Genomic DNA, 21696 nt, shown 5'->3' on the forward strand with positions numbered 1-21696 from the left:
GCATTTCTCACTTCTTTTTTATAATGAAACTATCACGAAAAATGAAAAGAGGCAGTGAAATGAATATTATCGAAATCGAGGGGTTAACAAAAAAATTCCAAAAGAAAACAGCAGTGGATAATCTCAGTTTAACTGTAGAACAAGGGCAAAGCTTTGGTCTGCTTGGTCCGAATGGGGCGGGAAAGAGTACGATAATCAATATTTTAAGCGGTTTAATGAAGCGAACTAGCGGAGACATCCGTGTGTTTGGTGAATCATTGGATGCGGCCCCTCTGACTATCAAAAAGCGAATTGGTCTTGTTCCTCAAGAAATAGCGCTTTACAATGATCTTTCTGCATTAGAAAATGTAAAATTTTTTGCCGGACTGTATGGTCTTCGGGGCGCAAAGTTGGAAGATGCCGCGAAAGAAGCGTTGGTATTCGTAGGATTAGCTGATAATTTAAATGAGCGTCCGAAAACTTTTTCGGGAGGGATGAAGCGACGGCTAAATATTGCATGTGCGATCGCGCATTCGCCGGAATTGATTATTATGGATGAGCCAACCGTTGGGATCGATCCGCAGTCGCGTAATTATATTTTGGAGTCGATCCACAAGCTCAATCGCCGTGGTTCCACGATTATTTACACTAGCCATTACATGGAAGAAGTAGAAGAATTATGCAACTATATCGCGATTGTAGATCATGGGAAAGTCATCGCTGAGGGTACAAAAGAAGAACTGATCCAACTGGTGACGGACGTCAAAGATATGCGTATCCAGATAAATGCTAATGGTAATGCGATCGACATAGAAGCCCTGAAACAGATCAAGGGTGTTCAAACCGTAGAATTGATTGGGAATTCGGAAATCAGTGTGACTTCTTCTACTGAAGTCAATAATCTCAATCAAGTATTAGCGACTTTGATCGCTGCAAAGATCGAGATCATGGAAGTGAATCAGCAAACGCTGAATTTAGAAACTGTTTTTTTAAATTTAACAGGCCGAAAATTACGAGATTAGAAAGGAGAACGGCATATGATTTGGCATATCCTCAAAAAGAGTGTAAAACTTGGAATGCGCGACCGCAGCTACGTGATCTACATGCTGCTTTTCCCGCTTGCTTTAATGTTTGTGCTCGGTAGTGCGCTTCAAAACAGTTTTAGCGAAAATATCAAGTTAGATAAGCTAACGATTGCTTATCAAGCAGATACTAAAACTCAAATGGGAAAAGCATTTGCAACATTTGCGAAAAAAGCGGACAGTAATAGGGTCAGATTCCGACCAATGGAAGCGCAAGCGGGGGAACGGGCTGTGAAAAATGGCAAGGTGACTGCAGTAGTGAAAACGGACGCAAAAACGCTTCATGTGGTTACTAACAATCCCGATGTTGTGGAAAATAGTGTATTGCAAAATTATCTCCAAGCCTTCACAGCCAATTATCAAGTAATAAATGGCGTCATGCGTGTTGATCCGAGTAAGGTCAAACTAGCGTTGCAATCCGCACAAGTAGACGAAAATGCGATCACGGTCCATAAATTGAGTTCTTCTAAGAATGTCAGTTCATTCCAATACTATGCGATCGCGCTGATCGCCCTGTCGATGATGTTCAACTTTTATAGCGGCACATATGTCATGCGCGGGGAAAAGACCCGTCACACGATCGGCAGGATCTATACCGCACCTGTCAAAAAGCAAGCACTGATCGTCGGCAACTTTTTAGGTGAATTAGTCATTTTAGCGCTTATTTTAGCGATACTGATGATCGTCTCCCAGTTTATTTTCCACGTGGAATGGGGCAATCATATATTGATCGTTTCTCTGACTTATTTCACATTGGGGATCTTAGCGATACTGCTAGGGATGACAGTCGATATGATCAGCAACGGGAACCCTGTGATAACCGGAGCTGGCGGCATGTTGATCCAAGTCTTTGCTTTTATGGGCGGCGCCTATTTCCCAACGAACGGAGCAGCAATGGAAAAATTCTCACCGCTGGGTTGGGCGAGCAACAGTGTTAAGCAAATTTTATATAATCATGAACCAAATGCAGCCATGTTGCCGATTTTACTGAATCTAAGTATCGGTATTGGGTTGATCATTTTAATGACTCTCTGGCAAAATCGAAAGGAAGTGTACTAAATGCAAGCAATCGGCTGGTTATTTAAACATAATGCGCAAGTTCTTTGGAAAAATAAATTTCGGCTGCTAGTCTTGGTTGGTACACCGATCATCAGCATTATTATTTACTTTTTCTCCTATCAATCCAGCGATAATATCAGTCACCTTCGGATCGGTGTCGTCAATCAGGACAATGGCGTTTATACTGCTGAAGTGGTTAAAGGCTTACAAGCGAATAGCGACACAAAATTGCTGGATTATCAAACCGGGAAGAAGAAAGTTATTAATGGCAATATCGATGGGCTGATTGTTTTTCATTCCGGAAGCAATGCCAGTCTAAAAGAGGGAAAGCCACGCGGTTTTGAGATACAGACTGTTCGCGGAGCAGAAATCTCCAATCAAGTGAAGGCATTGCTCAATAATCAAATCAGCAGAACAGTCAAGTTTGTCCAGCTGAGTGATCCGGATCATTCTTTCCAAACATATAAAGAGGCGTATGAACACGCGAAAGTGACGATCAAAGAGCAACAAGTAGGAGTAGAAAAGGATACGACGATCATGATGACTAGTGCGATCATTGGCTTTTTCTGCATGATGCTGCTGTATTCAGCTGGAAATCTCGGGGAGCTTATCTTCCAAGAAAAAGAAGACGGGACTTATTACCGTTTAATGGCTGCACCATTTACCAGCAGACAATATTTAACGAGTAATTCCTTGTTCGCGCTCGCCACATTAGTTTTCCAGATCATGCTATGCTTAGTGGGGATGAAATTCGTTTTCCATATCGAGCCTGGTTTTTCTTATCTGGAATTGTTCGCTATCTTGCTGATCTATGCGATCATGGCGGTGCTTTTATCGTTAGTATTTGGTTTTATGGCGAAAAACAGGACAAGTGTCAGTGCGCTGCAAATGATTGTTTTCACGCTTTCTTCTTTATTATCAGGGGCGTTGATACCGGTTTCGATCATGCCAGCTTTCATGCAGAAAGTTGCAGTCTTTATGCCGCAGTACTGGGTCATGGATGCAATTGGAGAAATGCAGCATGATGCGCTTAGCGGCCGCTTATTATTTGCCATTTTTGTCTTATTTGCTTACAGTCTGCTGTTTGCTTCCATCGCGATCTACAAACATAAACACACAGAAGAAACGCATAGTTTTATCTAGCAGAATTGTAGCCAGCTGTTCCTGGATGATTTTTGTGCTAACCAACTTCCTGCTGTAAAAATTTCCGTAATCTATATGATTTTCCTGCTTATTTTGCTATAATGAAACATACATGCGACAAGGACGTTAAAAGTGAGAGCGTCGAAATGAATGGCAGGAGGGGAAGTAATGGCAGAACGTGGCCTTTTGATTGTATTGTCTGGTCCTTCTGGAGTGGGGAAAGGTACTGTCAGAGAAGCGATTTTTAAAGATGAAGCTACGACATTCGAGTATTCGATCTCGATGACGACGCGGAAACCGCGCGTGGGAGAAAAAGATGGCGTAGATTATTATTTTCGGACGCGAGAAGTATTTGAAGAAGCGATCGCTGCTGGGAGAATGCTGGAATACGCGGAGTACGTGGGCAATTACTATGGGACACCGCTGGACTATGTGGAAGAAAAACTTGCGAGTGGCGTAGATATTTTCTTGGAGATCGAAGTGCAGGGCGCACTTCAAGTCAGAGAAAAAATGCCGGAAGGGATCTTCATCTTTTTGACACCACCTGACCTTGCCGAATTGAAAAATCGTATCGTCGGTCGTGGGACGGAATCAATGGCGGTTGTGGAAGAACGGATGGAAACAGCCAAAAAAGAGATCGAAATGATGTCTTCTTACGATTATGCGGTTGTAAATGATAAAGTCTCACATGCAGTTGCAAAAATAAAAGGTATCGTGGAAACCGAGCATCTGAAAACGGAGCGCGTGATTCATCGTTATCAAAAAATGTTGGAGGGGTTAAAATGATGTTATATCCGTCAATTGACAATCTATTATTAAAAATCGACTCGAAGTATTCGCTGGTTACAGTAGCAGCGAAACGAGCTCGTCAAATGCAGCAGGACAATGATAACGGCACGCTTGAAAGTTATCAATCCGATAAATATGTCGGTAAAGCGCTGGAAGAGATTTATTCTGGTAATTTAGTACTTTCGGAAGAAGACTAAGCCGGATCTAAAAGACCGTAGTGGTAAAAGAGTGGAGTACATCTATTTCTTTTGCCGTTACGGTTTTTTTGTGTAAGAATAAGGGCCTGTCATGTTATAATGGATGGAAGAGTTTATGAATGAGGTGGAAGTTTATGATGAACGGAAAAAACATTTTATTAGCAGTCACTGGCGGTATCGCTGTGTATAAAGCCGTGGCGCTGACTAGCAAATTAACTCAAGCCGGTGCAAATGTGAAAGTCATGTTATCTGAACATGCCGCAAACTTTGTACCGCCTTTGTCTTTCCAAGTATTGTCGCGTAATGACGTTTATACCGATACATTTGATGAAAAAGATTCTCGCGTTGTTGCACATATCGATCTAGCAGACTGGGCAGATCTCGTTATCGTCGCACCAGCCACTGCCAATACGATCGGCAGAATGGCAAACGGGATCGCTGATGATCTGATCACCACCACCTTGCTAGCAACAGAGTCGCCAGTCTGGGTCGCGCCAGCCATGAATGTCCATATGATCAGCCACCCTGCTGTTGTACGGAATATCGAACAACTATATGCTGACGGCATCCGCTTTATAGAACCTGAAGAAGGCTATTTAGCATGTGGGTATGTTGGTAGAGGTCGTCTTGAAGAACCCGAGAAGATCGTGGCTCGGATCGAAGAATTTTTCGGGGGCGACCAGCATGACCTAGCAGGCAAAAAAGTACTTGTCACTGCTGGAGCAACGCGTGAAAGGATCGATCCAGTACGCTATTTTACCAACCATTCGACTGGTAAAATGGGCTATGCGATCGCGGAAGCTGCTGCTTTGCGCGGTGCGGAAGTAACCCTGATCGCTACAACGAATGCCTTGCCAGTACCACGTGGTGTGACGCATGTCCTCGTTGATTCTGCGGAGTCCATGTATCAGGCCGTACAAACACACCAAGCCGATACAGACATTTTTATTTTCACCGCTGCAGTTGCCGATTATACGCCACTTGAAGTCCATGCCCATAAAATCAAAAAACAACCGGGTGATTTTACCGTTAGCATGAAGCGTACTAAAGATATTCTAAAAACGATCGGAACCGAAAAACGACCAGGACAAGTAGTGGTCGGATTTGCTGCTGAAACGCAGGACTTAGAAACAAATGCGAAAAAGAAATTGTCAGAAAAAAATGCAGATTTTATCGTCGCTAATAACGTAGCGGAATCCGGCGCAGGTTTTGGAACAGATACAAACATCGTTACTATCTACGAAGACAACGGAGCTGTCCATGAGCTGCCGATCCTTGCAAAAGCAGAGGTAGCACAAAAGATCATCGCGCTCATTATAAAGCGAAGTGAAAATGAATAAATGATACCAATAGCAAAAGTTATCGTGGATGTGCCTGCGCTTCAAGTAGACCGCCCCTTTGATTATATGATCCCGGAGGCATTGCTTGAAGTCATGCGGCCCGGGATGCGCGTTTCCGTTCCTTTTGGAAATCGGCAAGTGCAAGGATTTGTCGTTGAAATAGCGGAAACCGAACCAAATCCGAAATTAAAAACGATCGAGCGAACAATGGATATTTTACCCGTCTTGAACACGGAACTGATGGAACTAGGCGATTATTTGGCTGAAGACACCTTGGCATTTCGCGTTACAGCTTATCAAGCCATGCTGCCAGCCGCAATGCGTGCTAAATACGAGAAGTATTTTGTGATCCGCGACGAAAGTGATGAGATGCTGTGGCAATTATTTGATGGACTAGAAACGCTCGATTTCAAACAAGCAGAAGTTAACAATTTGCTACCGAAGTTGAAAAAGCCGTTGCAAGACGGTAGCGTCGAAATCGTTTACCAAGTCAAAAATAAAGTAACAAAGAAAACGGCTCGATACGTGGTCACTAACTTATCTATTCAACAACTAGCGGATCAGATCGAACAGCTGCCCAAACAAGCAAAAGCACAAGCCAGGTTGCTTGCTTACCTACAAGTGAACCCGGAACCAGTCCGTGTGAAATATTTAAAAGATGAAAAAATCGCCACCGACGCAACGATCCGCAAAGCAGCGGAACAAGGATTTATCCAGATTGAAGACCGTCAGATCAATCGTGATCCCTATCAAGGCAGAGAATTTCAAGCAAGCAAGCCGCTGGTTTTACTACCTGCTCAAAAAGAGGCGTGCGAGCGAATCATCGAAGCAAGCCAAAACAGCCGGCCGGAAACATTTTTATTGCACGGTGTTACTGGTAGCGGGAAAACCGAGGTTTACTTACAAAGTATCGAAGCCACATTGGCGGAAGGAAAAGAAGCCATCGTCTTAGTGCCGGAAATCGCCTTGACTCCGCAAATGGTCGAGCGCTTCAAAGCCAGATTCGGCGGAGAAGTAGCCGTTCTGCACAGCGCTCTATCAGCGGGAGAAAAGTATGACGAATGGCGCAAGATCGAGCGCAGAGAAGCGAAAGTCGTGGTCGGTGCTCGTTCCGCGGTCTTTGCTCCGTTTGAAAATCTTGGTTTGATCATTATGGATGAAGAGCATGAATCCAGCTATAAACAAGAAGAAAATCCTCGTTATCATGCTCGCGATGTAGCTATATGGCGCGCCAAACGGCATGGTTGTCCGGTCGTGCTCGGTAGTGCAACACCCTCACTGGAAAGTTTTGCCCGGGCTAAAAAAGGCCGCTACCAGATGCTGGAACTAGAGGCGCGAGTGAACCAACAAGCCTTGCCAAGTGTAGAAGTCATCGATATGCGTGAAGAACTGCGCAGCGGCAACCGAACAATGTTTTCCACCGCATTGCTTGAAAAAATCAAAGATCGGTTAGCGAAAAAAGAACAGATCGTCCTCATGCTGAATCGACGTGGTTATGCCTCCTTCGTGATGTGCCGGGACTGCGGCTATGTGGCGGAATGTCCGAACTGTGATATTTCATTGACCTATCACCAAGCAAGCAATCAGCTTAAATGTCATTACTGCGGTCATGAAGAACGAATGCCGCAGCACTGCCCAAGTTGTGAGAGCCCACATATCCGCTACTTTGGCACCGGGACTCAAAAAGTGGAAGAAAATCTTAATAAATTGATCCCAGAAGCGAAAATCATTCGAATGGACGTAGATACTACACGGACAAAGGGTGCGCATGAAAAACTACTGACAAAATTCAAAGAGAAACAAGCCGACATCTTACTTGGCACACAAATGATCGCGAAAGGTCTGGACTTCCCTTCGATCACATTAGTAGGTGTGCTCAACGCAGATACGATGCTCAATCTACCTGACTTCCGCGCTTCGGAACGAACTTTCCAGTTGTTGACGCAAGTAAGCGGAAGGGCCGGACGTAGTCATTTAACAGGAGAAGTCATCGTCCAGACCTACAATCCGGAAAGCTATAGCATTGAATTTGCGAAAGAACATGATTACCACGGTTTTTATGAACATGAGATGCGCATCCGAAAATTAGGTGGTTACCCGCCGTTTTATTACCTGACACTTATCAATGTCAGCGGCGAGAATGAACGTCAAGTGATCCAAATCATTCAAGAGATCAGCCAATTTTTACGTTCCAAATTATCCGATCAGAGTATTGTCCTCGGCCCAGTACCAAGCACGATCACTCGAATCAAAAATAAATATCGCTATCAAAGCATTATCAAATATAAATCGGAGCCAGAACTAAAAAAAGATTTAAAAGAAATTATAGCGCATTACCAAAAAGAACAAGCAAAAGGGCTTGTTATCGCGATCGATGTCCAACCCTATATTATGATGTAAGGAGCGTGCGAACGAATGACAAAAATTATTTTTATGGGAACTCCTGAATTTTCTGTTCCTGTCCTAAAAAGATTAGCCGAGCGATATGACTGTATCGCTGTTGTGACCCAGCCGGATCGCCCTGTTGGTAGAAAGCGGGTTTTGACACCGCCGCCGGTAAAAGTTGCAGCAGAAGAATATGGCATTCCCGTTTATCAACCTGAGAAATTGCGTACATCTGAGGAACTCCAAACACTGATCGATCTAGAAGCGGATCTATTGGTGACCGCTGCTTACGGTCAGATCTTGCCAAAAGCATTGTTAGATGCTCCAAAACATGGTGCTATCAATGTCCATGCATCGCTGCTACCAAAATACCGCGGCGGGGCACCAGTGCATTACGCGGTAATGAATGGTGAAAAAGAAACAGGTGTAACGATCATGTATATGGAAGAAGCGCTGGATGCGGGAGACATGATCGCCAGCCGTGCTATTCCGATCACAGACGCCGATAATACGGGCATTCTATTTGATAAATTAAGCCAATTAGGAGCCGACTTGCTGATGGAAACATTGCCAGATTTCTTGGCAGGACGCACGAAAGCAATCCCGCAAGACGAATCACAGGTCACCTTTGCCCGCAATATCAGCCGGGAACAAGAAAAAATCGATTGGTCGAAATCGGGAAGAACGATCTTCAACCAGATCCGCGGTCTATCCCCTTGGCCTGTCGCTTACACGCTGCTGGCTGGAAAGACATTCAAGATCTGGGAAGCGACGATCGATGATAATCAGCATGTGGAAGCAGAAGCAGGTACGATCGTCATTGCTCAAAAAGATCAGCTGGGGATATCAGCCGGAGACGGTACAGTGATTTTCCCAACAGTGATCCAACCGGCCGGTAAGCCGAAAATGACGATCCAATCTTATCTAGCGGGTGCGCTGGCGAGTTTGAAAAATGAAGCAAGGTTTGGTGAATAAATGAAAAAAACACAAAGTGTCCGAGAAGCAGCACTTGAAATCTTACTCAAAATCGAAAAAAATCAATCTTTCAGTCATTTACTTATCAATGACGCACTTAAAAAAACAAAACTAGAAGCACTGGATCGTAATCTATTGACAGAACTAGTTTATGGGACATTACAGCGTCGCTTGACATTGGATTACTATTTGCAAACTTTCTTAAAAAAACAGCCAGAAGATTGGGTGCTGGAACTTTTGCGGATGTCTGTCTACCAACTTGTCTATCTAGACAAAGTCCCCGAACACGCGATTCTGCATGAAGCAGGCGAGATCGCCAAACAACGTAGTCACCAAGGAGTAACGAAATTTGTCAACGGCGTGCTTCGTAATTTGATCCGCCAGGGCATCCCAGCGATCACTGATATTGCCGATCCAGTGGAACAAGTAGCGATCGAGACAAGTCTGCCGCTTTGGCTGGCAAGACGATGGGAAAAACAATTTGGCTTGACTCAGCTTCGGGAAATCGGTCTGGCATTTCTAGTGCCACCGCATCAAACGATCCGCGTCAACCGCTTGGAACAGCCACGCGAACAGACTGCGAAGGAATTAGGCCAAATCGACATTGAAACGACCCCTAGTCCCTATCTCGATGAAGCGTTGATTGTCGAAAAAGGAACGGTCGCACAGACAAGACTTTATCAAAAGGGGATCATCAGCATCCAAGATGAAAGTTCGATGCTACCAGCATACGCGCTCCAATTAGAAGAACAAATGACCGTTCTCGATGCTTGTGCCGCTCCTGGGGGGAAAACCACCCACATCGCTGAAAAAATGAACGGTACTGGGATCGTCTATGCACTGGATATCCATGAGAAAAAAACCAAACTGATCGAGCAGGCAGCTGACCGGCTTGGTTTGATGAATATTCGGACCAAAGCTTATGACGCGAGAAAGGCAAGCGAAGTCTTTGAACCGGAAATGTTTGATCGGATCTTAGTGGATGCGCCTTGTTCCGGCTTTGGCGTACTGCGTCGTAAACCGGATATCAAATACAGCAAGACAGAAAATGATATTCAAAGGCTTGCTGCGATCCAGCTAGAAATTTTAGAAGAAGTTAGCCAGTTATTAAAAGAAAATGGTATATTAGTATATAGTACTTGTACAATCGATAAAGAAGAAAATGCGACTGTTTTAAAAACCTTTTTAGCCAATCATCCCGAATTTCAGCTAGAGCGTGTACAAGTGCCGAAAGCAGTTGCGGAGCTATTGACAGAAGATTACTTAGAGCTGCTTCCGACTGCGATCGGGAGCGATGGTTTCTTCGTTTCGAGTATTCGGAAAAATAGCAGAATCTAAAAGAGGTGAAACAGATGCAAGTAGAGTTTCGTACAGATCGAGGTAGGATCAGACAACATAATGAAGATAACGGTGGCGTTTTTCAAAATAAAAATGGGATCTCGATCGTCATCGTTGCAGATGGTATGGGCGGTCACCAGGCCGGTGATATCGCCAGCGAAATGGCGGTCCACACATTGAGTGAAGCTTGGCAGCAGACAGATTCGCTGTTTACGGTGCAAGAGATCGAACAATGGCTCAAAACGCATATCGAGCTAGCTAACCAAACGATCTTGGAACGTGCGCAAAGAGAAATAGATTTAAAAGGAATGGGAACGACACTCGTTGCTGCGATCGTGATCGATTCTCAGCTCGTAGTTGCCAATATTGGTGACAGCAGGGGCTATTTGTTCCAAAATAATAAGTTGACTCAATTGACAGAAGATCATTCACTTGTTCATGAATTGATGCGCAAAGGAGAAATAACGGCAGAAGATGCTTTCAACCATCCGCGCAAAAATATTTTATTACGTGCTCTGGGCGTGGAAAAGGATGTTGTGACTGATACCTTTGTATTTCCGATTCAGACGAGCGACATCTTGCTGCTGTGTTCAGACGGACTTACGAATATGTTATCCGAACAAGAGATCGAAGCAATCCTAGCAAGTGGACGGACACTTGCTGAAAAAGCGAATATCTTTATTGCGAAAGCAAACGACAAAGGCGGCGAAGACAATATCACGGTTTTGCTGGCGAAGCGAAAGTTGACGGGAAGGGGTGAATCTATATGATGATTGGTAAACGGATCAGTAATCGCTATAAGATCCTAGAGTCTATTGGCGGTGGTGGCATGGCAAATGTTTATTTAGCACATGACATTATCTTAGATAGAGATGTAGCAGTGAAGATCCTGCGTATCGACCTTGCGGATGAAAGCAACTTGATTCGACGTTTTCAGCGAGAAGCTCAATCTGCTACCAGTTTAGTTCATCCGAATATCGTAGGCGTATATGATGTCGGGGAAGAAAATGACCTGCATTATATCGTCATGGAATATGTGGAAGGAATGGACCTCAAGCAATACATACACGAACATTATCCGATCCCGTATGAAAAAACCGTCGACATCATGCTGCAGATTCTTTCCGCAGTAAAAGTGGCGCATCAACATCAAATCATTCACCGTGATCTGAAACCACAGAATATCCTGATCGATAAACAAGGCAACGTTAAAATCACGGATTTCGGAATCGCAATGGCATTATCGGAAACATCGATCACTCAAACCAATTCATTGCTAGGTTCTGTCCATTATTTGTCACCAGAACAAGCCAGAGGTGGAATGGCTACGCAGAAATCAGATATCTATGCACTTGGTATCGTACTTTATGAAATGATCATGGGAAAAGTTCCTTTTGACGGAGAATCGGCCGTATCGATTGCCATCAAACATTTGCAGACTACCGTTCCTTCTGTGAAAGAACAAAATCCCGACATTCCGCAAAGTATTGATAATATTATTTTACGCTCCACTGCAAAAGATCCGTTCCTTCGCTACCAAAGCATTGAAGAAATGGAAAAAGATTTGCGGACGGCACTTGACCCAGAGCGAAAGAACGAAGCACCGTTTGTCTTCAAAGAAGATAACGAAGTGACAAAAACGATCCCGATCATCCCTGCAAACATCATGCAAAATATCGAGGATACAAAGGTTTCGGAACCGGAAGCTGCTAAAACACCACCGAAAAAGCCGAAAAAGAAGAAGAACCGGAAAAAAGTTTTCTGGATCACCTTTATCTTGATTCTCCTATTTGCCGCTCTGATCGGTGTGCTTTGGTATCTAGGCAAACAACCTACGACAGTGGAAGTTCCGAATGTCAGCAATCAAACGGAGTCCAGCGCGATCTCCAATCTGGAAGCACAAGGCTTCAACGTCAATAAAACAATAGAGAAAAACAGTGATAAGATCGAGGAAGGCAAGATTATCAGTACCGATCCAAAAGCGGGTAAGAAAGTAGAAAAAGGTTCCCGGATCAATTTATATATCAGTGTCGGCTCGAAAAAGATCACACTAGAAGATTATACAGGCAAGTCTTACGATACGGTGAAAAAGACATTGGATGAACAGGGTTTCCGCTCGGTTTCCAGCCAGGAAGCATACAGCGATGAACAAGACAAAGGAATGATCATTTCGCAAAATCCACTGGCAAACCAAGATGTCGTGGCAAAAGATACAGATATATCTTTCGTTGTCAGCAAAGGGCCTGAACCTGTCTTGCTTGCCAACTTATCCGGCTTTACGAAAAAAGCGGCGGAAGACTATGCCAAAACCAATCAGCTGGAAATCTCCAGTTCAGAAGAATACTCGGACTCTGTTCTAGAAGGACAAGTCATTTCACAAAAACCTTCTGCCGGAACATCTATGGCCAAAGGCGATAACATTTCCGTCGTGATCTCCAAAGGCGAGAAGGAAAAACAAGTGAAGACTGTGAGCAAGGACTTTACGATCCCATACAAAGAGGAAGATAACAGCGATGACGAAGCAGATGACGATCAACCAAAACAAGAGCATGTCCAAATTTTCATTGAGGATAAGAATCACACGTATTCCTCCGTATTCCGTGAGCTAGACATCACAAAAGATACTTCGGTAACCATCAATTTTGATATCGAAGAAGGTTCGAAAGCAAAATATCGGATCGTACGGGAAAAGGAAACGGTCGATGAAGGAACAGTAGATTATCCAGAGTAAAGGAGGGCTTCAACTGAAGGGACAAATTATTAAAGCATTAAGCGGTTTTTACTATGTCTATGCGGACGGCGTCACCTATCAATGCCGCGCCCGCGGGAACTTTCGTAAACGCAAGATCACACCGCTCGTCGGGGATGAGGTTGAATTCCAAGCGGAAAATCTGACAGATGGCTATGTACTGGACATAGAGCCGCGCAAAAACGCGCTCGTCAGACCACCGATCGCCAATGTAGATATCGCGATTTTGGTGTTTTCCGCGGTGGAACCAGCTTTTTCGACAAATCTATTGGACCGCTTTTTAGTCGCGATCGAAAAAGAGACGATCCAGCCAATCATTTGCGTAAGTAAACTGGATCTGGCAGATAATGATGTGCAAAAAGAGGTTCGGCAGTATCAGGCAATATACCAAACTATCGGGTATCCATTCCTGTTGTTGGATGAGCCAGATAGTTTAAGTGAGTTGACAAAACTTGTCAGCAAAAAAACGGCAGTCATCGCGGGGCAATCCGGTGTCGGCAAATCCACTTTCCTAAACCGGCTGAATCCGGATCTCAGTCTTAAAACGGCGGAGATATCCGGAAGTCTGGGACGAGGCAAGCATACGACCAGACATGTAGAATTTTTACCGATCGGCGATGGTTTTGTGGCGGATACACCGGGATTCAGCTCCATCGAGTGGCAAGAAATGGAACCAGAGGAAGTCGAGATTTATTTTCCTGAGATCGAAGCAGCAGGCAGCAGCTGTAAATTCCGCGGTTGCTTGCATGATTCCGAGCCGAAATGTGCCGTGAAAACAGCTGTAGAAGCTGGCGAGATCGCAGGATTTCGCTATCAACACTATCTTCAGATCCTAGCAGAAATCAAAAATAGAAAGCCGAGGTATTAAAAAATGGGGAAAATCGCACCATCTATTTTAAGCGCAGACTTTGCGAATCTAGCAAAAGATATTAAGGAAGTAGAAGAACTTGGAGCAGATTACTTGCACGTCGATGTAATGGACGGACATTTTGTACCGAATATCACATTTGGACCACTTATGGTGGAAGCGATCCGGCCGATTACAAAACTACCGCTGGATGTCCATTTGATGATCGAGGATCCGGATGCATATATCCCGGCTTTTGCCAAAGCAGGTGCCGACTTCATTTCCGTACATGTGGAAGCGACTAGGCATCTCCACCGCTCCCTGCAGCTGATTCGTTCTTATGACGTCAAAGCAGCTGCAGTATTGAATCCAGCAACACCGATCGATACCCTTCAGCATGTCCTTCATGAGCTTGATATGGTACTGTTTATGACAGTCAATCCAGGTTTTGGCGGCCAAGTATTCATTCCAGAAGTCTTAGAAAAAATCAAAGCGTTCAAGCAACTGATCACTGAAAAAGGTCTGGATATCAAAATCGAAGTAGACGGTGGCGTCAATGAAAAGACCGCTAGATTATGTAAGGAAGCTGGCGCAGATATTTTTGTTGCCGGAAGTTATGTATATGGAAGCAAAGATCGCAGCATTCCGATCGAGACACTGCGAAATGTGGTCGGGGACTAAAAGGTCAGGGCAGGTGAGAAAATGAAGGTTATTCATATCATGGTCGGCGGACCACAGCGAGAAATACCGGATCTAGAGGCATACAATCAACCAACGATCATCTGGCTTGGTGTAGACGGCGGCGCAAAATGGTTGCTGGAAAACGACATCGTACCTGATCATGCGTTAGGGGATTTCGATTCATTGACTGCCGCTGAACTCGAAATGGTACGTGCGAAGGTAGCAACTATCGAACAGTTTCCAGCCGAAAAAGACCAGACAGACACGGAGCTAGGTTTAACATGGGCGATCGATCAAGGCGCGGATGTGATCCGAATTTTCGGAACAAGCGGCGGTCGAATCGATCACTTGCTTGCTAACCTGATGATGTTGACAAAACCGCAGTTTCGCGAAGCAATCGAAAAGGTAGAGTTGATCGATCGTTATAATTTTTTGAAAATGTATGCACCTGGCACTCATACCATTACTAAAATCCAAGATATGCAATATGTCGCCTTTACAACAATGGGGAATGTAGACGGGCTGACACTGAAAGGCTTTAAATATCCATTGACTGACGCCGCGTTTCCATTTGGAGTCGCTTTATCCAGTAATGAATTTCTAGGTACGGAAGGCGAGTTTTCCTTTCAAAGCGGGCTGATCTTAATGAGTCAAAGTAGAGACGAGGGAGTTTAAGATGAAAATTGCTTTATGGGCAAAAATAGCGGCATCGGCTGGTCTGGTTTTTGGCTTGCTGATCCAAATCTTCACAGTAATGAACATATTAAAATTAAAAGAAGAGGGCAAACTAAATGCCGTTCATGTAACACTTTTAATTATTGGTTTCGTGGTTTACTTATTCTTGATTGTCGGCACGGTCTATTTATTTAAAGGATATTATCAACGGGCAAGCAACATACTAATGATCGCAGGTGTAGGCTCGATGATTTTTATTTATCTCTTTGTCGGCGCTGTTTTCATCATTACAAGTATTTTAACGAGACGGGTGTATCTGGAAAATGAAGTGATAAAAGAATAGAAAAAAACGTTGAAAGTTGGCTCAAGACCTACTTTCAACGTTTTTTTTATAAGGATTTCAACTTTTTCATGGCAAAATAAATGGCATCTTCATTCCCGAATGCACCGGCTTTTGTGATGATTTTTAGACCATCATTTTCAGTCCCACAAACGCGCATGAGCGGGATTCCGATCAACACTTCTTCTAAGATCTCCACGGTACTACATGCCAGCTGATCGAGGAACCCGATCGCGGTATCACCGCCTGTCAGAAAAATACCGGCGATCTGCTGATCCTGCATGCCGCGTCTAGTAATATCGCCTAAAATACTCTGCACTGTAAAATTGACATCTTCCGGTTTGATCCCCAACTTAGCACAGGTCTCCATCGTTTTTCCCAGTTCAGAACGGTGATAACTCGCAGAAGAAAGGACGATCGTATCTTTGCCTGCTGCTAGCGACTGAGCGATTTTGGCTGCATATTGACTACGGTTTTTATGAAGCAGGATCTCATGGATCGGTACTTGGATGACAGCGATATTATGTTTTTCCGCATATTGGATCTGTTTCTTGGTAACTTCGCTCACACTGCCAACTAGCGCCAAAGCAGGAGCGGTCGGCATCTCAAGTGCCATGAGGTTGTCCGCGATTCCCGCCGAACCGACCCACAAGATTTTTTTCTGCGTTTGCAGGGCCAATTGGATGATCGTCTGCATATCATGATTCGTTTGGGCATCCACAGCCCAGAGACGCCCGTTTTGAAAGACTTCTGCATCAGCAGAAATAGCATCAAGGGAAAGGGCGTGTACCGTTTCATCTGGAAATGCATTTTGCAGCAACGTTTGGATATTATCTGTGGTTACAGGTTTGACAGGATCGTTTGCGATCTCCGTGTCGAGTAGACGCTGGCCATTGATATAATGAATCTGCTCGACAGTTGTTCGGCCAAGGTCTGGCAATGCGGGCATAAACAAGATCAATTCACTTTGATAGGCGGCATCTACTGCCTGCAGCTCTTCCAAAATATTTCCCCGCAATGTCGAATCTACTTTTTTGATGACAAAATCAAATGGCTCAAAATCGATCGGAGCAATGATTTTTTCAAGATGTGAGTAAGCTGTTTCGCTGGGCATATTGCGTGATTCAGTATCAATGACATAAGAATCTGCCGTCTGGTTTGTCAGCGTCTTTAAAAATACTTTTGTCGAGATCCCCCGTTTGCTTAATTGTACGCCAGTATCATTCGCACCGGTAAAATCATCGGCAATAATCAAAAATCGTTTCATAACGGCTCATTCCTTACTACTCAAAAGTTGTTTTTTGTTTTCCCGTTTCACCAAAAAGCTGACTAATATCGGACAAAGCACCGCGGTGATGATGACCGAAGCAGCAACTTGCACCGTTGATCCAGCAGCAATGGCTGAAAAGTTTGGATCCACAGCGGCAATGGCGGCTGGAGTAGCCACGGCATTGCCGGCCACTGTTCCAATCGCACCACCGACTGCTGGTGTTTTTGATCGAATCAAATATTTCATGATAAAATAGCCACCGAAACCAGCAATGACGGTTACCGCTAAGCCAAGTACGATACCTGGGAGACCGGCTTTGATGATTTGCGCAAAATTAAGCCCTGCGCCTAATGAAAAAGCGAAGAATGGAATCGGAAGCACGGTTCCCTTTTCCAAAAAAGTTTGCATATCTTTGTCTAAGTTCCCTAAAATGAAACCGATTACAATCGGAACAAGACAAGCGATAAATAATTCCACCGGGACTTTGGCTGTTCCGGTAAGACCAAGTGCTACCATCGCAAAGAAAGGACCATCCATCAATGTCGTGATCGAAATCGCACCGACATCGCTGGAATCACCGTATTCCCCGGCAAGTGCGGCATACAGACCGCCGTTCGCATTTGTCATCGCTGCAATCAAAGCCAGCGGGGTGATACCCCAAATACCTGCTTCGCCAAACAATGTTCCGATCAGCCAGCCAAGTACGATTCCGAGGATAAGCCGGAATAACGTCAGCGCGCCACCTTTAAGTAGAGGCTGGCCAGCTTGTTTGATGCTGATCTGCGCGCCATTGCATAGGCAGAAAAAGGCAAGCATCGTAGTGGTTCCGGTTTTGAAAAGGGCGGAGGTGAATCCGCCGATATCAAGTGCAGAGGGGATAAAAGTGTTGACCGCAGCACCGGCTAACAAAGGAACTACCATCAGCCCACCTGGGACTTTTTGAATCGTTTTTAAAATTTGCATGTTATCTTCTCCTTCTTCTCTGTTATTGTGCGAGTCTATGATTGGCTAATGTAGCTGCGTAGTCGATCGCGTTTTCCAAACTGATCGGGTTGGCGGTGCCTTTGTTTACTTGATCGAACGCAGTACCGTGGTCGACAGAAGTACGAATGATCGGTAGCCCAAGTGTGATATTGACGCCGGAAACATTATTCCATTTTTGCGCTTCCTGATCATATTGGAAACCGACTAATTTCAGCGGGATATGACCTTGGTCATGATACATAGCGACCACAATATCGTACCAGCCGCCCATCGCTTTCGGGAACAATGTATCGGGAGGAACAGGCCCAGCGACAGATATACCTTCCGCTTCGGCAGCCTCGATCGCTGGAATGATCTCGGCAGCTTCTTCTGTTCCGAACAGCCCGTTTTCACTGCTGTGCGGATTTAAGCCAGCGACTGCGACAGTTGGCTTTTCGATGCCTAGTTGTTTACACGCATCATTTGCGATGCGGATAACATCAAGAACCCGTTCTTTTTTTACCAGATCACAAGCTTGACGCAAGGAAACATGCGTGGAAACATGGACCACCCGCATATTATCGTGTGCGAGCATCATCGTGTATTTGGCAGAATTTGTATAATGCGCATAGATTTCGGTATGGCCGGCAAAATGATGTCCCGCTAAATTAATTGATTCTTTATTGATCGCATTTGTCACCGTCGCATCTACAGCGTTCTCATTTGCCAGTTCAATTGCTTTTACAACGTATTGAAAAGCAGCCTCTCCAGCCATTTCAGAAACTTCTCCAAAAGTAAGTTTGTCGATATCGACGAGTTCCATATCAAAAACATCGATTGTTCCAGGTTGGAATAAGGCATCTTGAACAGAGGTGATTCGATGAAAAGTGACTTGTTCGATTTTTAAAAGTTGTTGCACTTTTTCCAGTACATTTAGATCACCGATAATGAGTGGTTTTGTCGTATCGTATAAAGTGGGATTTAATAAAGTGCGGATCGAGATTTCCGGTCCGATGCTGGCAGGATCTCCCATGGTGATCGCAATAATTGGTTTTTTCATTTGTATTCTCTCCTTTTTGTTATCGATTACAAAACTGATGATAAAGATTTTAGCTAGGTAATGATAGCGCTTTACAAAAAGAAAAGCGTTTAAATTTGAAACGTTTGGAAGTTAATAGTAAAATTAAAAATAAAAGTACAGATTTTCGTAAAAATGTTTCAAATTTGAACGGAAAGGATAAATCCATGAAAGCCATCAAAGTTCTCGGTATTGCACCTTATTTAGGATTGAAAAAATTATTGGAAACAACAGCCAGACAGCAACCGGATATTCAGCTGACATGCTTTGTCGGGGATTTAGAGGCAGGGCTCGACATTGCCGTTCGGGAAATCGAGCAGCACGAATTTGATATCATCATTTCGCGAGGCGGGACGGCAACCTTGTTGAAGGAACATATGACGCTACCGGTCATCGATGTCGGCGTTTCCCAATATGATATTATGCAAATGTTGCAGTCCAGCCGGGAGTATATGGGGAAACGTGCACTAGTCGGATTTCAAAGTATCACGACGAGTGCCGGAGTAGTCGCTGAAATTCTGCAAGACGACATCGCGATTTTTACGATCCATCAGCAAAATGAAGTTCGCGGGCTACTACAAGTACTTAAAAGTGAAGGATTTGATACGGTCTTAGGCGATATGATCACCACTAGAGCAGCGAAAGAAGTCGGACTCAATTACGTACAAGTCGTTTCAAGTAGCGAAAGTATTGAGCGTGGCTTGATGTTTGCACGTCTGCTCGGTCAGCAACTACAGCAAAAAAAGCAAATGATCGCTTATTATCAAGCACTGCTGCAGCATAAAAAATACTCTTTGTTGCTCTATCACTATCATACAGGGAAAGTAACTTTCTCAGATATTCACCATGCCGCGGTTCAAAAACTGCAGCGAAAGATTCATTTTGAAACAATGAAAACACAGGTGATCCAGGACGCAGAAGAAATTTATATCGTGGAAAAACAACCACTTTCCGAGTCAGAATGTTTGCTTATTATTACGCAGAAACCCTTTTTAAGTATTTACGGGGCGGTTGCCGAACGAGAGACCGAACATGCTTCTTTTTCTTCCTTTGATTTGTTTTATCGAATCACAGAAACGGAGCCGTTTTTTAATATGATCGCTTCCTATAGTGTGCGCGACGACATTGTCTTCATTACTGGTGAAAGAGGAACAGGGATCGATTATGTAGCAGAATTAGTGCACCGGCAAAGCCTGTATCCAAACGACACTTGGTATGAGATCGACTGCGCGAAAGTAACGGATAAAGAGCTGCGCCAATGGCTGGAAAATACAACATCCTTTTTCTATGAAAATAATAAAGTCATACATTGGAAAAATATCGGCGCACTATCGCTGTATCAATTAAACCAACTCTTTTCGGCGATCCGCGATACCGCACTCATTTTACGCAATAAAATCATCTTGTCTTTCTATACAAAAGAAGAAAAGCAGCTGTCCAGAAAGCAGGTCGAAGGCATTTTTGAAGAAAGCTTATCGTTGCTACATATTGAGTTGGCGCCACTTCGGAAACGGCGGGAATATATCCCCAACTTAGCAACGATCTACATCAACAAGCTCAATCGGCAGTATGAACGGCAAGTCGTCGGTTTTGACAAAATGACACTACGGGAATTAGAACTGTATCACTGGCCTGGTAATTATGGGGAATTTAAGCGCGTCATCAAAGAGAGTTTTTATCTCGCGGAAAGTTCCTATATCAAACAGGCGCAACTGCAACAAGTTATTAAAATGGACCTGACAACTGAAAGTGGGGAGAAACAAAAATGGGTGGGCTATCAAAAAGGAGAGCCGCTCGATGAGATCGTAAGCCATTTGATCCAGACAAGATTAAAGGAGACAGGCATGAATAAGACGAAACTGGCAGAAGAGCTGGGGATCAGCCGAACCACGTTATGGCGCTATATTCGCTGACAAAACAAAAAAGCTGCAAGGAAAGTAGCGGTAACTACTTCCTTGCAGCCGGATTTCTCTATTATCTAGAGAAACATGATCGCTTATATACGATTAAACACGTTCCACTTTACCAGATTTAAGCGCACGAGCGGAAACCCAAACTTTTTTCGGTTTACCGTTTACTAGGATCCGGACCTTTTGCAGGTTAGCTTTCCAAGTACGTTTGCTATAGTTCATTGCGTGAGAACGTTTGTTACCAGAGCGTGATCGACGACCTGTGATGACACATTCTTTAGCCATTATTACCCCTCCTTACAGAGTCACTTTGACGTTTTATCATAAATTAAAAACGTTTGATGTTTTCATACACTAGAATAATTTACCATACCGATTACAACATTGCAAGTGTTTATGCGAAAAAGGTGCAAAGAAATTTTACTTGACAGAAGAGAAGTTTTTGCCTATGCTTTCCATTGATAAATGATTATAGTAAAATAGAGTGGAGACGAAATCGTTCCGTATAATTATGCTAATTTGGAGGAATTAATGTGGCCTTAGAATATGAAACAAATCTAGGAAAAGTAGACATAACAAATGAAGTGATCGCGGCCATTGCCGGCGGCGCTGCAGAAGAAAATTTTGGGATCGTCGGGATGGCAAGCAGACATCAGATCCGCGATGGCTTAACAGATATCTTGCGTAGAGAAAACTACACCAAAGGAATAATTGTCAGACAAGAAGAAGGACTGCATATCGATATGTACATTATCGTCAGCTTCGGTACAAAAATCTCTGAGGTAGCTCATACCGTGCAAGAACGTGTCAAATATACATTAGAGAAAACACTTGGGATTCATGTTGAATCCGTCAATATCTATGTGCAGGGTGTGCGCGTAACCAAGGAATTATAA

The 21696-nt window shown here is 44.0% G+C and carries 21 protein-coding genes; 17 read left to right on the forward strand and 4 right to left on the reverse strand.

Annotated features, from left to right (window positions below; genetic code table 11):
* Window positions 1-59 precede the first annotated feature (59 nt).
* The 15 genes from HMPREF0556_RS10980 (at window position 60) to HMPREF0556_RS11050 (ending at window position 15582) form a co-directional block, all read left to right on the forward strand.
* Window positions 60-1001, forward strand: coding sequence for an ABC transporter ATP-binding protein (locus HMPREF0556_RS10980; RefSeq protein ID WP_036106954.1), 942 nt, complete (start codon window positions 60-62; stop codon window positions 999-1001).
* Between the two features lie 15 nt (window positions 1002-1016).
* Entirely contained in the window at window positions 1017-2120 is a 1104-nt protein-coding gene (locus HMPREF0556_RS10985; protein WP_003758591.1) for an ABC transporter permease, read from the forward strand.
* Entirely contained in the window at window positions 2121-3263 is a 1143-nt protein-coding gene (locus HMPREF0556_RS13225; protein WP_003758593.1) for an ABC transporter permease, read from the forward strand.
* Between the two features lie 168 nt (window positions 3264-3431).
* Window positions 3432-4049, forward strand: coding sequence for a guanylate kinase (gmk, locus tag HMPREF0556_RS10995; RefSeq protein WP_036106949.1), 618 nt, complete (start codon window positions 3432-3434; stop codon window positions 4047-4049).
* On the forward strand, window positions 4049-4249 hold the full coding sequence (gene rpoZ / locus HMPREF0556_RS11000; protein ID WP_115346412.1) for a DNA-directed RNA polymerase subunit omega: 201 nt from the start codon (window positions 4049-4051) through the stop codon (window positions 4247-4249). The genes gmk and rpoZ overlap by 1 nt, the downstream gene beginning before the upstream one ends.
* A 137-nt stretch (window positions 4250-4386) precedes the next feature.
* On the forward strand, window positions 4387-5589 hold the full coding sequence (gene coaBC / locus HMPREF0556_RS11005; protein ID WP_077904818.1) for a bifunctional phosphopantothenoylcysteine decarboxylase/phosphopantothenate--cysteine ligase CoaBC: 1203 nt from the start codon (window positions 4387-4389) through the stop codon (window positions 5587-5589).
* The gene (gene priA / locus HMPREF0556_RS11010; RefSeq protein ID WP_003758602.1) at window positions 5590-7989 is read left to right on the forward strand and encodes a primosomal protein N'; all 2400 of its coding nucleotides are present in this window, start codon (window positions 5590-5592) and stop codon (window positions 7987-7989) included. It begins immediately after the preceding gene.
* A gap of 15 nt (window positions 7990-8004) precedes the next feature.
* Window positions 8005-8949, forward strand: a complete 945-nt coding sequence (gene fmt, locus HMPREF0556_RS11015) for a methionyl-tRNA formyltransferase (protein ID WP_003758604.1) — start codon at window positions 8005-8007, stop codon at window positions 8947-8949.
* Window positions 8950-10287, forward strand: a complete 1338-nt coding sequence (gene rsmB / locus HMPREF0556_RS11020; protein WP_003758606.1) for a 16S rRNA (cytosine(967)-C(5))-methyltransferase RsmB — start codon at window positions 8950-8952, stop codon at window positions 10285-10287. It abuts the gene before it with no gap.
* A gap of 14 nt (window positions 10288-10301) precedes the next feature.
* Window positions 10302-11057, forward strand: a complete 756-nt coding sequence (locus HMPREF0556_RS11025; RefSeq protein ID WP_003758608.1) for a Stp1/IreP family PP2C-type Ser/Thr phosphatase — start codon at window positions 10302-10304, stop codon at window positions 11055-11057.
* Window positions 11054-13018, forward strand: coding sequence for a Stk1 family PASTA domain-containing Ser/Thr kinase (gene pknB, locus HMPREF0556_RS11030; protein WP_003758610.1), 1965 nt, complete (start codon window positions 11054-11056; stop codon window positions 13016-13018). The genes HMPREF0556_RS11025 and pknB overlap by 4 nt, the downstream gene beginning before the upstream one ends.
* A gap of 13 nt (window positions 13019-13031) precedes the next feature.
* Window positions 13032-13904 (forward strand): ribosome small subunit-dependent GTPase A, encoded by an 873-nt coding sequence (rsgA, locus tag HMPREF0556_RS11035; RefSeq protein WP_036106940.1) that lies wholly within the window; start codon window positions 13032-13034, stop codon window positions 13902-13904.
* 3 nt (window positions 13905-13907) lie between these two features.
* Complete coding sequence (rpe, locus tag HMPREF0556_RS11040; protein ID WP_003758613.1) at window positions 13908-14564, forward strand: ribulose-phosphate 3-epimerase; 657 nt, start codon at window positions 13908-13910, stop codon at window positions 14562-14564.
* A 21-nt stretch (window positions 14565-14585) separates the two neighbouring features.
* Window positions 14586-15239, forward strand: coding sequence for a thiamine diphosphokinase (locus tag HMPREF0556_RS11045; RefSeq protein WP_003758615.1), 654 nt, complete (start codon window positions 14586-14588; stop codon window positions 15237-15239).
* 1 nt (window position 15240) lies between these two features.
* Window positions 15241-15582 carry a hypothetical protein gene (locus tag HMPREF0556_RS11050; protein WP_003758617.1) on the forward strand — a complete coding sequence of 114 codons (342 nt, stop codon included), beginning with the start codon at window positions 15241-15243 and terminating at the stop codon, window positions 15580-15582.
* 46 nt (window positions 15583-15628) lie between these two features.
* Here the strand turns inward: HMPREF0556_RS11050 and HMPREF0556_RS11055 are convergent, their stop codons facing one another.
* The 3 genes from HMPREF0556_RS11055 to pdxA are packed head-to-tail and all read right to left on the reverse strand — an operon-like array spanning window position 15629 to window position 18872.
* A complete protein-coding gene (locus HMPREF0556_RS11055) occupies window positions 15629-16846 on the reverse strand; it encodes a four-carbon acid sugar kinase family protein (protein ID WP_003758618.1) in 1218 nt (405 codons plus the stop codon).
* Between the two features lie 6 nt (window positions 16847-16852).
* Window positions 16853-17812 (reverse strand): 2-keto-3-deoxygluconate permease, encoded by a 960-nt coding sequence (locus tag HMPREF0556_RS11060; RefSeq protein WP_003758620.1) that lies wholly within the window; start codon window positions 17810-17812, stop codon window positions 16853-16855.
* A 22-nt stretch (window positions 17813-17834) separates the two neighbouring features.
* Complete coding sequence (gene pdxA / locus HMPREF0556_RS11065; protein ID WP_003758622.1) at window positions 17835-18872, reverse strand: 4-hydroxythreonine-4-phosphate dehydrogenase PdxA; 1038 nt, start codon at window positions 18870-18872, stop codon at window positions 17835-17837.
* Between the two features lie 185 nt (window positions 18873-19057).
* Between pdxA and HMPREF0556_RS11070 the strand changes: the two genes are divergently transcribed.
* A complete protein-coding gene (locus tag HMPREF0556_RS11070; RefSeq protein ID WP_139028109.1) occupies window positions 19058-20803 on the forward strand; it encodes a sigma-54-dependent transcriptional regulator in 1746 nt (581 codons plus the stop codon).
* 93 nt (window positions 20804-20896) lie between these two features.
* On the opposite strand, the gene rpmB is transcribed toward HMPREF0556_RS11070, so the two are convergent.
* Window positions 20897-21085 carry a 50S ribosomal protein L28 gene (gene rpmB, locus HMPREF0556_RS11075; protein WP_003758626.1) on the reverse strand — a complete coding sequence of 63 codons (189 nt, stop codon included), beginning with the start codon at window positions 21083-21085 and terminating at the stop codon, window positions 20897-20899.
* A 248-nt stretch (window positions 21086-21333) separates the two neighbouring features.
* Between rpmB and HMPREF0556_RS11080 the strand changes: the two genes are divergently transcribed.
* Window positions 21334-21696 (forward strand): Asp23/Gls24 family envelope stress response protein, encoded by a 363-nt coding sequence (locus HMPREF0556_RS11080; RefSeq protein WP_003758629.1) that lies wholly within the window; start codon window positions 21334-21336, stop codon window positions 21694-21696.

This window comes from Listeria grayi DSM 20601 (assembly GCF_000148995.1).
GTDB lineage: Bacteria > Bacillota > Bacilli > Lactobacillales > Listeriaceae > Listeria > Listeria grayi.

Bases quoted from the DNA above. Each gene is read 5' to 3' on its own strand.
- gmk (WP_036106949.1), top strand. From the start codon at position 3,432: ATGGCAGAACGTGGCCTTTTGATTGTATTGTCTGGTCCTTCTGGAGTG.
- rpoZ (WP_115346412.1), top strand. From the start codon at position 4,049: ATGTTATATCCGTCAATTGACAATCTATTATTAAAAATCGACTCGAAG.
- HMPREF0556_RS11025 (WP_003758608.1), top strand. From the start codon at position 10,302: ATGCAAGTAGAGTTTCGTACAGATCGAGGTAGGATCAGACAACATAAT.
- coaBC (WP_077904818.1), top strand. From the start codon at position 4,387: ATGAACGGAAAAAACATTTTATTAGCAGTCACTGGCGGTATCGCTGTG.
- HMPREF0556_RS10980 (WP_036106954.1), top strand. From the start codon at position 60: ATGAATATTATCGAAATCGAGGGGTTAACAAAAAAATTCCAAAAGAAA.
- HMPREF0556_RS13225 (WP_003758593.1), top strand. From the start codon at position 2,121: ATGCAAGCAATCGGCTGGTTATTTAAACATAATGCGCAAGTTCTTTGG.
- HMPREF0556_RS11045 (WP_003758615.1), top strand. From the start codon at position 14,586: ATGAAGGTTATTCATATCATGGTCGGCGGACCACAGCGAGAAATACCG.
- rpe (WP_003758613.1), top strand. From the start codon at position 13,908: ATGGGGAAAATCGCACCATCTATTTTAAGCGCAGACTTTGCGAATCTA.
- HMPREF0556_RS11060 (WP_003758620.1), bottom strand. From the start codon at position 17,812: ATGCAAATTTTAAAAACGATTCAAAAAGTCCCAGGTGGGCTGATGGTA.
- HMPREF0556_RS11050 (WP_003758617.1), top strand. From the start codon at position 15,241: ATGAAAATTGCTTTATGGGCAAAAATAGCGGCATCGGCTGGTCTGGTT.
- pdxA (WP_003758622.1), bottom strand. From the start codon at position 18,872: ATGAAAAAACCAATTATTGCGATCACCATGGGAGATCCTGCCAGCATC.
- HMPREF0556_RS10985 (WP_003758591.1), top strand. From the start codon at position 1,017: ATGATTTGGCATATCCTCAAAAAGAGTGTAAAACTTGGAATGCGCGAC.
- pknB (WP_003758610.1), top strand. From the start codon at position 11,054: ATGATGATTGGTAAACGGATCAGTAATCGCTATAAGATCCTAGAGTCT.
- HMPREF0556_RS11070 (WP_139028109.1), top strand. From the start codon at position 19,058: ATGAAAGCCATCAAAGTTCTCGGTATTGCACCTTATTTAGGATTGAAA.
- priA (WP_003758602.1), top strand. From the start codon at position 5,590: ATGATACCAATAGCAAAAGTTATCGTGGATGTGCCTGCGCTTCAAGTA.
- HMPREF0556_RS11055 (WP_003758618.1), bottom strand. From the start codon at position 16,846: ATGAAACGATTTTTGATTATTGCCGATGATTTTACCGGTGCGAATGAT.
- fmt (WP_003758604.1), top strand. From the start codon at position 8,005: ATGACAAAAATTATTTTTATGGGAACTCCTGAATTTTCTGTTCCTGTC.
- rsmB (WP_003758606.1), top strand. From the start codon at position 8,950: ATGAAAAAAACACAAAGTGTCCGAGAAGCAGCACTTGAAATCTTACTC.
- rpmB (WP_003758626.1), bottom strand. From the start codon at position 21,085: ATGGCTAAAGAATGTGTCATCACAGGTCGTCGATCACGCTCTGGTAAC.